General features: G+C 39.3%; 15 protein-coding genes. 6 read left to right on the top strand and 9 right to left on the bottom strand.

Annotation, left to right across the window (positions count from 1 at the left end; translation table 11 throughout):
* The first annotated feature begins 5 nt into the window (after positions 1-5).
* Positions 6-632, top strand: a complete 627-nt coding sequence (locus GLP24_RS02145) for a response regulator (protein WP_101767325.1) — start codon at positions 6-8, stop codon at positions 630-632.
* A gap of 61 nt (positions 633-693) precedes the next feature.
* On the opposite strand, the gene GLP24_RS02140 is transcribed toward GLP24_RS02145, so the two are convergent.
* Positions 694-975 (bottom strand): winged helix-turn-helix domain-containing protein, encoded by a 282-nt coding sequence (locus tag GLP24_RS02140; protein ID WP_101767326.1) that lies wholly within the window; start codon positions 973-975, stop codon positions 694-696.
* Between the two features lie 248 nt (positions 976-1,223).
* Between GLP24_RS02140 and GLP24_RS02135 the strand changes: the two genes are divergently transcribed.
* The 4 genes from GLP24_RS02135 to GLP24_RS02120 all read left to right on the top strand — a co-directional run bounded on the left by GLP24_RS02135 (position 1,224) and on the right by GLP24_RS02120 (position 3,704).
* On the top strand, positions 1,224-1,577 hold the full coding sequence (locus GLP24_RS02135; protein ID WP_101767327.1) for an ArsC family reductase: 354 nt from the start codon (positions 1,224-1,226) through the stop codon (positions 1,575-1,577).
* A gap of 13 nt (positions 1,578-1,590) precedes the next feature.
* Positions 1,591-2,721, top strand: a complete 1,131-nt coding sequence (dapE, locus tag GLP24_RS02130; protein WP_232615460.1) for a succinyl-diaminopimelate desuccinylase — start codon at positions 1,591-1,593, stop codon at positions 2,719-2,721.
* A gap of 217 nt (positions 2,722-2,938) precedes the next feature.
* Positions 2,939-3,169, top strand: a complete 231-nt coding sequence (locus tag GLP24_RS02125) for a DUF2897 family protein (protein ID WP_232614149.1) — start codon at positions 2,939-2,941, stop codon at positions 3,167-3,169.
* Entirely contained in the window at positions 3,162-3,704 is a 543-nt protein-coding gene (locus tag GLP24_RS02120; RefSeq protein WP_232575906.1) for an NUDIX domain-containing protein, read from the top strand. The genes GLP24_RS02125 and GLP24_RS02120 overlap by 8 nt, the downstream gene beginning before the upstream one ends.
* A 115-nt stretch (positions 3,705-3,819) precedes the next feature.
* On the opposite strand, the gene GLP24_RS02115 is transcribed toward GLP24_RS02120, so the two are convergent.
* The 6 genes from GLP24_RS02115 to GLP24_RS02090 form a co-directional block, all read right to left on the bottom strand.
* Positions 3,820-5,076: a glutamate-5-semialdehyde dehydrogenase gene (locus tag GLP24_RS02115; RefSeq protein WP_152653949.1), complete on the bottom strand. Its 1,257-nt coding sequence runs from the start codon at positions 5,074-5,076 to the stop codon at positions 3,820-3,822.
* Positions 5,077-5,141: 65 nt separating this feature from the next.
* Entirely contained in the window at positions 5,142-6,296 is a 1,155-nt protein-coding gene (gene proB, locus GLP24_RS02110) for a glutamate 5-kinase (RefSeq protein WP_232615459.1), read from the bottom strand.
* A 245-nt stretch (positions 6,297-6,541) separates the two neighbouring features.
* On the bottom strand, positions 6,542-6,952 hold the full coding sequence (gene crl / locus GLP24_RS02105; protein ID WP_101767332.1) for a sigma factor-binding protein Crl: 411 nt from the start codon (positions 6,950-6,952) through the stop codon (positions 6,542-6,544).
* 248 nt (positions 6,953-7,200) lie between these two features.
* Positions 7,201-8,460, bottom strand: a complete 1,260-nt coding sequence (frsA, locus tag GLP24_RS02100; protein ID WP_101767333.1) for an esterase FrsA — start codon at positions 8,458-8,460, stop codon at positions 7,201-7,203.
* Between the two features lie 185 nt (positions 8,461-8,645).
* The gene (gene gpt / locus GLP24_RS02095; protein ID WP_101767334.1) at positions 8,646-9,104 is read right to left on the bottom strand and encodes a xanthine phosphoribosyltransferase; all 459 of its coding nucleotides are present in this window, start codon (positions 9,102-9,104) and stop codon (positions 8,646-8,648) included.
* A gap of 68 nt (positions 9,105-9,172) precedes the next feature.
* Positions 9,173-10,462 carry an NCS2 family permease gene (locus GLP24_RS02090; protein ID WP_101767335.1) on the bottom strand — a complete coding sequence of 430 codons (1,290 nt, stop codon included), beginning with the start codon at positions 10,460-10,462 and terminating at the stop codon, positions 9,173-9,175.
* Between the two features lie 1,078 nt (positions 10,463-11,540).
* On the opposite strand from GLP24_RS02090, the gene GLP24_RS02085 reads away from it, so the two are divergent.
* The gene (locus tag GLP24_RS02085) at positions 11,541-13,001 is read left to right on the top strand and encodes an aminoacyl-histidine dipeptidase (protein WP_232600718.1); all 1,461 of its coding nucleotides are present in this window, start codon (positions 11,541-11,543) and stop codon (positions 12,999-13,001) included.
* Positions 13,002-13,081: 80 nt separating this feature from the next.
* On the opposite strand, the gene dinB is transcribed toward GLP24_RS02085, so the two are convergent.
* Positions 13,082-14,155, bottom strand: coding sequence for a DNA polymerase IV (gene dinB / locus GLP24_RS02080; RefSeq protein WP_152653952.1), 1,074 nt, complete (start codon positions 14,153-14,155; stop codon positions 13,082-13,084).
* 267 nt (positions 14,156-14,422) lie between these two features.
* Positions 14,423-14,644, bottom strand: a complete 222-nt coding sequence (nqrM, locus tag GLP24_RS02075; protein ID WP_101767338.1) for a (Na+)-NQR maturation NqrM — start codon at positions 14,642-14,644, stop codon at positions 14,423-14,425.
* Positions 14,645-14,651 lie beyond the last annotated feature (7 nt).

The raw sequence follows: 14,651 nt of genomic DNA, 5'->3' as shown, positions 1-14,651 counted from the left end.
TAAATATGACACCTTGGAAAGTAATGATCGTTGATGATCATCCATTAATGCGTAGAGGTATTGGACAATTATTGAGTTTTGATGCTGAGTTTGATGTCATTAGTGAAGCCAGTAATGGTAACGAAGCGATTGCACTTGCTCATAAAATGCCAGCAGATCTGATCTTGTTAGATCTCAACATGAAAGGCATTTCAGGTTTAGATACCCTGATTACATTGCGCAATGAAGGCATAGATGCCTGTATTGTGATCCTTACCGTTTCTGATAATCATGCTGATATTAAAATGCTTCTTGACGCAGGCGCTGATGGTTATTTACTTAAAGATACCGAGCCAGATGAACTGGTCGCATTATTAAAAACGGCCTTAACTGGCACGAAAGCATACAGTAGTGCAGTCGTTGAATTTCTCAACAACACCAGTACTGAAAATACAGTATTTTCGAGCTTAACCGAGCGGGAAAATCAAATACTACAAGAAGTTGCAAAAGGTCATAGTAATAAAGTTATTGCTGACTCACTGTTTATTTCAGAAGCAACAGTCAAAGTGCACATGAAAAGCTTATTACGCAAACTGCAAGTCAAATCACGTACAGCAGCTACGGTACTTTATTTACAAACCTTAGGTTATTAAGACAATAAAAAACCGCAGTAATAAACACACTGCGGTATTTAATCATTATGATAGTTCTAGCTTACAACGCTAAAGACGTAATCAAATCCTGCTCTCGCAATTCAACCCATTGCAGGTCAAACGGTCCCCAGTCACTTAATTTATAATAACCATCATTATGACGTCGCCCATCTTGAATAAAAGTCAATTCAATACCTAGCCCAGGTAAGGCTTTTAATACATCTTGAATTGTCCGTCGGGGCCAACCTGTTTGTTCGATCAAGCGAGGAACATTAGGACGTTCCGTATGCTCAACAAGTAATGCCAAGTAAAGTCTACGAGCAAAAACTGGATTCAGTTCCATTGGGGCCTCCATAATATACTATGCCTATTATTGCCCCTTCTCGTATTAGGGTGTTGCGTTTGATCAACGAGACATTCGGTTTCATCATTATAGATACAAATAAAAGTGAACTTGATCACGTTATTATTATAATTATCGTTCGAATACGTTACCGTAAGTAACACCCAATAAAAGTACAACGGTTGCGATAAGTTAATAATCTCGCTATAAAAGACACCTTACTTACTATAAAAAAAAGCAGTCATAATATGAATACAATTGCTTACGGTATAAAAAATTGCGATACCATTAAAAAAATGAAGCAATGGTTAGCAACCGAAAATATTGCTTACCAATTTCATGATTACCGTATCGATGGTATTGATCTTGCGTTATTAGAAACCTTTGAAGCCGCCTTAGGTTGGGAAGCGATGGTCAATAAACGTGGCACGACTTTCCGCCAATTAACCGCAGAACAAAAAGCCGACTTAAACCGTGAAACAGCGTTACAATTAATGCTAGAACAACCCGCAATGATTAAGCGCCCGTTATTACAGCATAATAATAATTACTACTTAGGTTTCAAACCTGACCAATATAACGCTATTTTTCTTACTAAATAACAAGGATACAAGGATGTCAGACAGTCCCGTTATTACACTAGCAAAAGACTTAATGTCTCGCCCTTCAGTGACACCTGAAGACGCGGGTTGCCAAACTGTAATGATCAAGCGATTACAGGCGCTAGGATTTATTATTGAAACGATGGTGTTTGAAGATACTACGAATTTATGGGCTCGTCGTGGCACCCAAGCGCCGTTATTTGTGTTTGCAGGTCATACTGATGTTGTGCCGTCAGGTCCAGTAAACCAATGGCATACCCCCCCTTTTGAACCGACGATTATTGATGGCTATTTGCACGGACGTGGTGCTGCTGATATGAAAGGTTCACTCGCCTGTATGATCATTGCGATTGAACGTTTCATCGCAGAAAATCCAAATCATAGTGGTTCGATTGCACTGCTCATCACCTCAGATGAAGAAGGTCCATTTATAAATGGCACCACCCGTGTTATTGATACACTTGAAGCCCGTAATGAAAAAATAGACATGTGTATTGTTGGTGAGCCATCAAGTACCCATGCCGTTGGTGACATTGTTAAAAATGGTCGTCGTGGATCAATCACGGGCGATCTGATTGTTAAGGGCATTCAAGGTCATGTTGCCTACCCGCATTTAGCCAATAACCCCATCCATAAAGCATTACCCGCATTGGCTGAATTAGCCACAACCCATTGGGATAACGGTAACGACTTCTTCCCGCCAACCAGCTTTCAAATTCCTAATGTCGCAGCAGGAACTGGCGCATCAAATGTCATACCCGGTCAATTTAACGTACAGTTTAATTTCCGTTTCAGCACAGAATTAACCGATGTTGATATTAAACGTCGCGTCCATTCAATTCTTGACGCGCATGATCTCGACTACGATTTAAAATGGACCTTAAGCGGTCACCCATTTTTAACCGACAGTGGTACATTAGTTGATGCAGTTGTAGAGGCCATTACTGAAATTAATCATATTCCACCACAATTACTGACCACCGGTGGCACATCAGATGGACGTTTTATCGCATGTACTGGTGCTCAAGTAGTTGAACTTGGACCAGTTAATGCAACTATTCATAAAGTGAACGAATGCGTTAAAGTCTCTGATCTTGAAAAGCTAACGACAATGTATCAGCGTATCCTAAGTAACATTTTATAATCACTGATCATCTTTCTCCATAAAAATAGCTGTTTAGCTAACATCATTGAACAGCTAATCATGCAATATTTGATAGATAATTATGCATTGTTGTGATGCGTTAATCATCGCAGCTAACCCTTATTATTGATATTCTATCTACGCAGTTTGTGGTTCACGATCAATTGCATAAATCGCATTTGGTAAGTTGAATAAATATTATCGCTAGGAGGTGAGTATGGAATGGTTTTTTAATCCTTGGGTTATCTGCGTGATTATTATTGCCGTTATTGCCAGTAATATTGCCGCATTAAAGTACACCGCTTATATGCGAGCAGGACTGAAAAAACGCCAACCGCCTCAACCACCACAAGATGATCCTCAACAATCAGAACACTCTGATAATAGTGACAATAGTGACAATAGTGACAATCACAACAGCAATAACGCGCAGGATAAAAATGACTGATATAAAAACATTAGACAGCCGCATTGTTTATCAAAATAAATGGATGACGGTACGAGAAGATAAAATCCAGCGTCAAAGTGGTGCCGAAGGTATTTATGGGGTGGTAGATAAGCCTGATTGTGCCGCTATTTTGGCGATTGATAACGGTCGTATTCACTTAGTTCAGCAGTTTCGTTATAGCATTCAGCAACGGTGTTGGGAAATTCCACAAGGAGCGTGGGAAGCAAATCCTGATGCGGATCACCTTGATCTTGCGAAAGGAGAACTGCAAGAAGAAACAGGATTAATTACAGATAATATGGTCTACCTAGGTAGCCAATTTATCGCTTATGGCTTTTTAAACCAAACTTGCCATATTTATTTAGCGACCCAATTACACCCAGCATCAGAGCAACATCGAGACATTGAAGAAGAAGATCTCATTAGCCAATCTTTTTCTATTACTGAATTTGAAGCAATGATCATTAACGGTGAATTAAAAGATAGCGTCACCATTGCCGCTTATGGGTTAGCCAAGCTTAAACAAGCAATTTAAACCCTTAACTCATTATTTCACACAATAAAAAAGCTGCCATTTTGTAGCAGCTTTTTTATGTTTATCATCGTCTGATATCCATAATTTTTGAGTATTACTCAACTCGCGTCTTTTATTATGGACGGCTTAGATAATCAGCAATACCAACCCATTTATAACTGGTCAGTTCTTCTAACCCCATCGGGCCGCGTGCATGCAATTTTTGCGTTGATACCGCAACTTCTGCACCTAAGCCAAATTGCGCACCATCAGTAAAACGGGTAGATGCATTAACATATACTGCTGCGGAACCTGCCGCATTAACAAATCGCTCAGCGGCTTGCAGATTATTAGTTAAGATGGCATCTGAATGACTGGCATTATGTTTACGCATATGAAAAATAGCTTCATCTACATCAGCAACCACTTTAACGCCTAAAGTATAACTTAACCATTCAGTATCAAAATCACCCGCTTCCGCTTTACGTAATAAACTTGCTTTACCTTCAAATAAATTAAATGCCGCATCATCAGCAACTAATGTTACTTGAGCTTTATTCATCCGCTCAACTAAACGTGATAAGAACGTTGCTGCAACGTGTTCATTAACCAATAATGTATCCAGTGAATTACATGCAGAAGGACGTTGTACTTTTGCATTTTCAACCACATCTAATGAACGCGACAGATCCGCACTTTCATCAACATACATGTGGCTAATACCAAAACCACCAATGATCACAGGAATAGTGCTATTTTCTTTGCACATTTTATGTAAACCAGCACCACCACGAGGAATGATCATATCAACATATTGATCAAGCTTTAGTAGCTGCGATACATATTCACGATCCGGCTGTTCGATATATTGCACAGACGCTGCGGGTAAACCAGCTTTGGCTAACGCAGATTGAATCACTTTAACTAACGCCATATTCGAATGGAAAGTCTCACGACCACCACGCAAAATACTCGCATTGCCTGTTTTAAGGCATAACGCAGCGATATCTATAGTCACATTAGGTCGTGCTTCATAAATCACACCAATAACACCTAGCGGTACTCGACGGCGGCTTAAACGCATACCATTTTCAAGTACACGGCTGTCAAGTTCAGCACCAACAGGATCATTTAAGTTGATAACATTACGAACATCATTGGCAATAGCGCTAATACGTTCATCATTAAGTAATAAACGATCGATTAACGCATCAGACATACCACTCGCAATCGCAGCATCAGTATCTTGTTTATTTGCCGCAAGAATCACTGCTTGGTTTGCTTCTAATTCATCTGCAATAATCGCCAATGCAGTATTTTTTACTGCCGTAGCTGTCGTCGCTAATTCAAACGCAGCTTGTTGCGCTGCTTGTCCCATTATTTCAAGATTCACAATAATTCCTTACTTAAATTCGAATTCACTGATTGATAAGTGCTTAATGTGAATAATCACTGCAATTAAATAACAACCATATCATCACGGTGAATGGCAGCATGGCCGTATTCATAACCTAAAACCTGATGAATGTCATGGCTATGCTTACCCGCAATTTTAACCATGTCATCACTTGAATAACGGCTAATACCCCGTGCTAGTAATACATTTTTTCTATCAAAAATTCGAACGACTTCACCACGCTCAAATGTACCTTTAACTTGGGTGATACCTTTAGCCAGTAAACTACTGCCTTTTTGCTGCACCGCGATTACAGCACCATCATCAATCACAATGTCGCCAGCTGGCGGTGGACCCGCAAGGATCCATTGTTTACGCCCTTCAAGAGGAGATTCTAAAGGAAGAAAACGCGTTCCCACCGCTTTACCTGCAGCAATATCAATAATCACATCAACCCGACGTCCCGCTGCGATAATTACTTCAATACCCGCCCGACAAGCTACTTCAGCTGCTTGTAACTTGGTCGCCATACCACCAGTACCTAATCCACCAACCGTACCACCCGCTAACTTACGTAACTTATCATCAATGGTATGCACTTCATGAATTAATTCAGCATCAGGATTACTACGAGGATCGGCGGTAAATAAACCCACTTGATCAGTCATTAATAATAGTTTGTCAGCACCACCCAAAATACCTACTAATGCAGAGAGATTATCGTTATCACCCACTTTAATTTCAGTGGTTGCTACCGCATCGTTTTCGTTAACAACGGGGACAATACCATTATCTAATAGTGCCACTAACATATCGCGGGCATTTAAATAACGTTCGCGATCGTTTAAATCAGCGCGAGTTAATAACATTTGACCAATGTTGATCCCATAAATGCCAAACAAAGTTTCCCACTCTTGAATTAAGCGGCCTTGTCCAACAGCGGCAAGTAGTTGCTTACTTGCCATGGTTTTGGGGAGTTCGGGATAACCTAAATGCTCACGACCAGCAGCAATTGCGCCAGACGTAACAATGATAATTTTATGGCCTTGACTACGTAACATTGCGCATTGGCGCACTAACTCAACCATGTGAGCACGGTCAAGTTTTAGTGTGCCACCAGTTAGCACGCTAGTACCTAGTTTGACGACAATTGTATGTGTTGCAGCACCAGCGGCAACGTCTTGTTGGTGAGCGTTAGATTTTTTTGAATCAGCCATGAGATCAAATAGATTGAAAAAATAAAAGTCCTTTGTTGTATCAATCCCTATCGAAAAGCACAAGAAAAAAACAATAACAAAACCAATATTAACGGGCTTTAGGAGGTTGTTTAAGCATAAACACACTCAATTAATAATCATTGCACCACATAGCGACAATATTCATACTTATTTATTATCTTTTCATAACAACACCATTCAATGTCGCCAGTGGTAATAATATTTACACTTAATAGTAATCAAATTTACTTAATAGATAATTCAGTCAGCGGTGTTTGAGTTAATGTTACAGTAGGCACCAACGTTAAGTCACAGCCGTCAATAATAAATGGTGTTAATTTAGCGTAGAAATCGACTAACGATTTTAAGACCGCCGCTTTATGTTTAGCGGGTAATTTACCCGTTGCCCACTCACCTGAAACATTAAAGCGACCAAAATCATACTTATATTCATAACCAGTATCGGTTGCTGTCATCACTAACCACCAGCCCCAAAACTCACGCAGCTCTGGCTCTTTATCCGCATTGATACAACTGGCTAAACAATCAAAAAAGAACCGTTGTGGTTGTGATTTTTTCTCTCGAAGATAAGGACCAATTGCGGTCAATTTAGACATTAAACGTCCATGTGGTGGAAAGCTTGTTGCTATAGTCATTATATTGTCCATCCATAGTCAGTGGTATTTGATACGCAAGTAATACTTACTACCTTTCATTATCCATAACGTATTTAAAAACACGCTTAGTACAATAACAATTGACTATAGTATGGATAATATTTAACAAAATAACAAACCAAACATACCAAATTTGATAACAATATCATGACAATATATTAGATAAAAAAACGGAACCGTATTAATACGATTCCGTTATTATTAACAATCCTATCTCGCTGCGACAGTTACTTCATTTTGTCATCAAGCCATTCAACCACTTCAGTCATCACTCGGTGATAGCCATCATAGATAGGTTTTTCTGGTAATGTCATCGCCTTACCACCATAACTTGATAATGCAATCAGTTGATTATCTATTTCAGGGCAAACAGGATCATTTTTTAAGCCAATACCTAACATTGGAATATCAACTCGACGACGACCTAAAATACCCTGATTTTTTAATGACCACGCAGGTAAATGTGATTTAATACTTGCTTCTGCTTGACCGTTTTTACCCATGCGAGATGCCAATACATCCAAATACATTCGAGGGATTTTATCTAATAACTTTGGCTGAGTAAGAAAGCTATTGATCGCACCACCAATACTGACACAGGTTTTTAAGCGTGTAGGCTCCATAAAACCAAGTCGAATCGCGGCATTGCCACCCATACGTAACCCAAGCATCGCAACATTACGATTATCGACCCATGGCACATCACGAATTTGTTGTAATAGTGCTTGGTGTAAACGGCTAGTATCTTCCGTTAAATTCCAACGATCACTGTGACCTACCGATGGCATATCAAGTGTGACCATCGCATATCCAGCAGGACCTAAATAATCGGCATATAAACGCCACAAATCACTTTGTAATGTTGCTAAACCACCACTGACAATTACCGTTGGTAAAAGCTTATCAGTGCGCGGTAAATGAATGAATGCCTCAAAGGTCTTATTTTCATATTTAACATCAATTTTACGCATATCATGTGGGCGTAATTCAATCGCTTCACGATAACTTTGATTAGCTTGTAATTCCGCTTGATCAGCCAACTGATCACCTTTTATATAAGGATATGCGGCAATACTGTAGTGAGTGCTAGCTTTAAATAATAACTCTGATGCGGCTAATTTATCGCCATTATTAACTGCCGTACGGGCTAATTGCTGATAATTTGAAGCAAGCTGTGACCATTCATAAGTCCAGTTGCCAGGGCGATAACCAATAACAGTATCTAATAAGTGATCACTTGTACGTGGTGACGTTGAGCCTGCAATCCGCGCTAAAATAGCTTCTTGTTCAATCGGATCAACACCTTGCCAAATCCATTGTGGTCGACGTAATACACGATACCATCCAAGCTGACTTTCACCATCAAGTGCATTGTTTACATCACCACGACGGACATGTGCAATTTTAACAATATTCGATGTCTCTTTACTGGTTTGACGTGGAGCAAATAGCTTCTCTGATAAATTTTGTTTTAATGGTTCCGACATGGCATCCTCCAACGTATATATCACTTTTATTAATAGACTTAGATAATATACCTAAACCGTAGTCAATAACTAAAAACCATAAAAAAAGACGCCAACAACGTGGCGTCTTCAATAAAACTTAGTTTCCAACTGCGATTATCATTACAATACTATTGTATTAATTGATCTGCATTTAGATAAGTTAATTACTTTTTAGCAATAGGATCAACGAAAGTAACCGCCATATCCCAAGGTTGTTCAATCCATGTATCTTGCGGAATGCTAACAACAAAATCATCAACTAAATGCTGGCCTGCAGGTTTAGCACATACCGTTACAAATTTAGCACGAGGGTACATTTCACGAATCTTTTCAGCTGTACCGCCAGTATCAACAAGATCATCAACAACGATAAAACCTTCACCATCACCGTCTGCTTTCTTGATCACTTTCATATCACGTTGATGATCATGATCATAGCTTGCGATACATACCGTATCAACATGACGAAGACCTAATTCGCGCGCCAAAATAGCAGCTGGCACTAAACCGCCACGGCTAACTGCAATAATACCTGTCCACTGCTCAGCCGGTAGCAATTTTTCTGCTAACTGGCGCGTGTACATTTGCATGTTATCCCAAGTGATGACGAATTTATTACTCATAGTAAAACAACCTCTGAAACAGCGATTTAAAACCGCATAAATTTATGTAAGCATGAAAAATTTCACGCTTATAAGAAAATGATCTTCGCAAGAAACAACGCTGAAATAGCCCAAACACTGATATTAACGTCACGTCCCTTGCCACTCAATGCTTTCACGACCGCAAACGTAATGAAACCAAGACCAATACCTTCTGCAATTGAGTAGGTTAAAGGCATTAATAAACACACAACAACTACAGGAGCCGCTTCCGTTAAATCTCGCCAATCAATCGATACCAAGCCTGACATCATCAAAATAGCGACATAAAATAACGCTCCCGCCGTTGCATACGCAGGTACCATTCCAGCCAACGGTGCAAAAAATAACGCTAATAAGAATAACACGCCAACAGTAACCGCTGTTAGGCCTGTACGACCACCAACTGCGACACCCGACACACTCTCAACAAAAGATGTCGTATTTGACGTACCCAGTAATGCGCCAATAGAAGTGGCTGTACTGTCAGCTAATAAAGCACGATTTAAACGCGGTAATTTACCGTCTTCACCAATCAAATTAGCTTTCGTCGCGACACCGACTAATGTCCCTGCCGTATCAAACAAATCAACAAACAAAAAAGCAAATACAATTGAAATTAAACCCACTTCCATAGCACCTGAAAAATCAAGCTGCATAAAGGTAGGAGCAATACTGGGTGGCATTGACATAATACCGTTGTAATCAACTTCACCGACAATAATACTGATTGTTGTTACAACTAAAATCGCAATTAATACTGCCGCTTTAAAACCACGCTGTACTAAAGAAATCGTTAAGAAAAAACCTAAAGCCGCCATTATTGCAGGAAAACTGGTTAAATCACCCGCGGTGACTAACGTCGCAGGACTTGCAACCACAATGCCTGATGTTTGTAGTGCAATAAACGCTAAAAACAAACCAATACCAGCAGAAATACCAATACGTAATGAATGGGGGATCGCATTAATAATCCATTCACGTACTCGCATAACACTCAGAGCAATAAAGCAGAGGCCAGATAAAAATACCGCCGCTAACGCTACTTGCCAAGTATGTCCCATACCTAATACTACGGTATAAGTAAAAAATGCATTAAGCCCCATACCTGGCGCTTGTGCTACTGGATAGTTAGCATAAAAACCCATCACAAAACAACCAATCATTGCCGCTAAACAAGTTGCAACAAACACTGCACCTTGATCCATTCCTGTACTGGCTAACATAGTGGGGTTTACAAAGATAATATAAGCCATTGTCAGGAAGGTAGTTACACCTGCCATAATTTCAGTGCGTACGGTCGTTCCATGTTCAGTGAGTTTAAATAACTTTTCTAGCATGCTTCTCGGTTCCTTAGAGAGATACAATAAAGTAACAAACAACGCCAACAAATAGAAAACGATTGCGCAATCCATTTCGGAGCTGATTATAATCATGCGATCACGCAATTTCCAGATTTTATCGCCGAAAAGCGTAAAACAATAACTCACACGATAAACACTACCGAATAAATAATCATATTAAGCTTATTTATCATGATATTAACAACATAACAGGTCTGGTCAATTTTTGAACATTTACTTTTTGTAAGTATTAAATACGTGTTAATAAATACCGATAATTAAAGCAAAGAAATGAAGACAATATAAAAGCAGCTAAAAAAAACGCCACTTCAAATAGAAGTGGCGGCAGAATGTTATAGATAACTGGATAGCATTATCGAGATATTCTTAATATAAGGGGACGAACAAACTTGCATTTGTCTTGTTAAAAGCAACAAAACAATAAAATCTAATTAATAACGGTAAGGCGCTGGGTAATGGAAATTACTTGTATAAATAGCGCGGTTATTCCAAAAATGTGTCATCGAAGAAAATATTTTCATTTAAATCACCTTTATCATAAGCTCACCAACGTAATAGATGGTGGGTTGCCGTTATGGCTCACTTATTCTCGGTTCCTTGGAGGCGATATCTCGGGTTCATCCTGAACGTATCGTGTTAATTATTATGCCACTAAAATGGCCTGATCAAACTATAGCCAAAATGATATAAATTTACAACGTTTTTTTTAACCAGATCACACTTTTCACCTTTAATGCTTGAGAAATGGCTTTTACTGTAAATTTATTACATTATTTTTTGATTATTTTTCAATCTATCCGCTTTACATGTTTTTAGCATATTTAATTACATACAATGCATGACCATAGTAATAGCCGCGTATGGCATTAGCAGTAACGTAATAATCGCAGAAATCAGTGCTATAAGATTTTATTATTTGCGCTATCCCCCCTAAAGACAGAATGATATGCTAAAACCAAAGCGATAAAAATATTCGTTATCTATTTGTCATTTTACGGCTAACACCCTACAAAATGACACTAGCCCAATCTCGTATATAAAAAGGAAGGCTACCGTGTCTGAAATTACTCAACTATCACCAAAAGCTGTTTGGCATTTCTTTGATCAGATTTGTTCAATCCCTCACCCTTCTAAATATGAAGAGCAACTAGCACAATACATTGTGTCGTTCGCACAAGCTGAAGGGTTAGATGTTCGTCGCGATAATACAGGTAACGTTATTATTAAAAAACCAGCGACTGCTGGCATGGAAAACCGTAAAGGTGTCGTACTTCAAGCACACATTGATATGGTGCCACAAAAAAATGAAGACACCGTACATGACTTTACTCAAGATCCAATTCTGCCCTTTATTGATGGTGAATGGGTAACGGCGACAGGTACAACACTAGGTGCAGATAATGGCATGGGCATGGCAACCTGTCTTGCAATTCTAGCGGCTAAAGACATCGAACATGGTCCATTAGAAATATTATTAACCATCGATGAAGAAACTGGCATGACAGGTGCTTTTGGCTTGGAAGCTGGCTGGCTTGAAGGCGATATTCTATTGAATACTGACTCTGAGCAAGAAGGCGAAATTTACATGGGTTGCGCAGGCGGTGTTGATGTCGCGTTAACCATTGATATTCAACGTGAAGCTATTCCTGCTGAACATCAAGCAATCAAATTAGTCGTTAAAGGCTTAAAAGGCGGTCACTCAGGCTGTGATATTCACACCGGTCGTGGCAACGCTAATAAAATAATGGCGCGTTTCTTAGTCGGTCATGCTAATGAGCTTGATCTACGTATCAATAACTTCACTGGCGGTAGCCTACGAAATGCCCTACCTCGTGAAGCAACGGTAATTGCGACCTTACCAACAGCAAACATCGATAAACTTAATGCATTATTTGCTGAATACCAACAAATCGTTAGTGTTGAGTTAGGCCATGTTGAAACTGACATTACACTATTTACCGAAGTATGTGCACAGCCTAACGATGTTATGGTATTCGCTGATCAAACACGTTTAATCCATACGCTAAATGTTTGTCCTAACGGTGTTATTCGCATGAGCGATGATATTGAAGGAGTAGTAGAAACATCATTAAATATGGGTGTGATCACTACCGAAGCAAATAATGTAACGATCTTATGTCTGATCCGTTCATTGATCGACTCAGGTCGTAGCTACGTTGAAGGAATGTTGCAATCATTAGCAGCACTTACTGGCGCACAGTGTGACGTATCTGGTGCATACCCAGGTTGGAAGCCTGATGCTGATTCTGAAATCATGCAAGTGTTCCGTGATACCTACCAGCAAATGTATGGTAATAAACCAAATATTATGGTGATCCACGCGGGTCTTGAGTGTGGTTTATTTAAAGAACCTTACCCAGAAATGGACATGTTGTCATTTGGTCCAACAATCAAATTCCCTCACTCTCCTGATGAGAAAGTGAAAATTGATACCGTACAAATGTTCTGGGATCAAATGCTAGCGATTCTAAAAAATATTCCTGTTAAAAAATAACACGAATAGCTAATTTGACAACCAGTTCAAAAACGGGCCCTGCGCCCGTTTTTTATTATTCAATATAATCGTCCAGACAATCAAAAACCAAACGATAATTGTTGAGCCTTTAATCCTTGCTCTAAACCAACACTTAATCCAATTAAACGAATTTCTCGTCCTTGTTGACGAGTCAGTGCTTCTGTTAATAATGTCACAAATTGCTGTTTATCGAGTTTAGGACAACTATGCTCTACCGTTGTTTGCTGAAAATCTGCAAATTTTAGTTTTATCCCTTGTTTTGCAATATTCAGTTGTGGTCGTACTTTTCGTAACCGCTGTTCAAGCTCTACATGTAGAAGCTCAATTACCTGCCAACATTCATCAAAACTACTAATATTTTTATTAAACGTACGTTCAACTCCAACCGATTTACGCTGGCGCTCCACAATCACTTCTCGTTCATCAATACCATGAGCGCGTAACCATAATGATTGCCCAAACTTACCGAACTGTTGCAATAACTGCTGTTGAGCATAATTTTGCACGTCACGACCAACATATAACCCTTGCTGATGCAGTTTCTGAATAGTGACTTTCCCTACCCCTGGAATTTTCTCCAGTTTAAGCTCGGCGACAAAATCATCCACTTGATCAGGAGTAACGACATATTGACCATTAGGCTTATTAAGATCAGAGGCGACTTTTGCTATAAATTTAACCGGAGCAATCCCAGCAGATGCGGTTAATCGCAGTTCTTGCTCAATCGTTTGGCGAATATGTAGTGCAATCAAGGTTGCAGAACCATGAAGCATATCGCAATCACTGACATCTAAATAAGCTTCATCTAATGACAATGGCTCAATTTTATCGGTGTAACGAGCAAAGATAGCCCGTATTTGTTGAGAAACCTGACGATACACTTCCATTCGCCCATGCACTAACGTTAAATGTGGACACAGTTTCATCGCTTGTGCGGTTGGCATTGCAGAATGAATACCATATTTACGCGCTAAATAATTACAAGTACTCACTACGCCACGTTGTTCAGAGCGACCACCGATAGCGATAGGAATATCACGTAAGGCAGGGTTATCGCGCATTTCAACAGCCGCATAAAAACAATCCATATCAACATGGATAATTTTACGTTGGATTGGCAATGGATTAGTCACAGTAAATACTCATCAATGAACACAGCAAATAACTGTTTTTATATACAGTTGTTATACGCTAATTTACTTAATCACTGTCAATATAGCAATGATCTATTTGGATTGAAGGTAGCCACTAATGACGCGAGTTAGAGTATCTCAACTTAAATATCCATCACTTTAATCTTAGCTTAAATAACACATATAAAAAAACCTAGATATGACAAAGTCTTTGTCTAACCTAGGCTTTAACGTAAGTAATGACTTACATATTAATATTTAAATCAGTTAAATAATCTGATTTTTCTTCCATTCAGCTTGACGTTCTGCGCGGGCTTCACGCTTTTTACGCGCATCGCACGGTTCTGGGCAATCACATTCTTTCGCGATCCCAATCCCGTCTAAGCCACCACAACTGCCACTAACAGATTTACGTTGAAAAATATAGCCTACTGCCATTGCAATAATAACCAGTAAAAAAGCAGCAAATGTTACTAAATAAATTGCCATGGACGCC

The organism is Photobacterium carnosum (genome assembly GCF_021236965.1).
In the GTDB taxonomy this organism is placed as follows: domain Bacteria; phylum Pseudomonadota; class Gammaproteobacteria; order Enterobacterales; family Vibrionaceae; genus Photobacterium; species Photobacterium carnosum.
The sequence above is the reverse complement of the archived record's forward strand: the minus strand, read 5'-3'. Positions and strand labels throughout refer to the sequence as shown.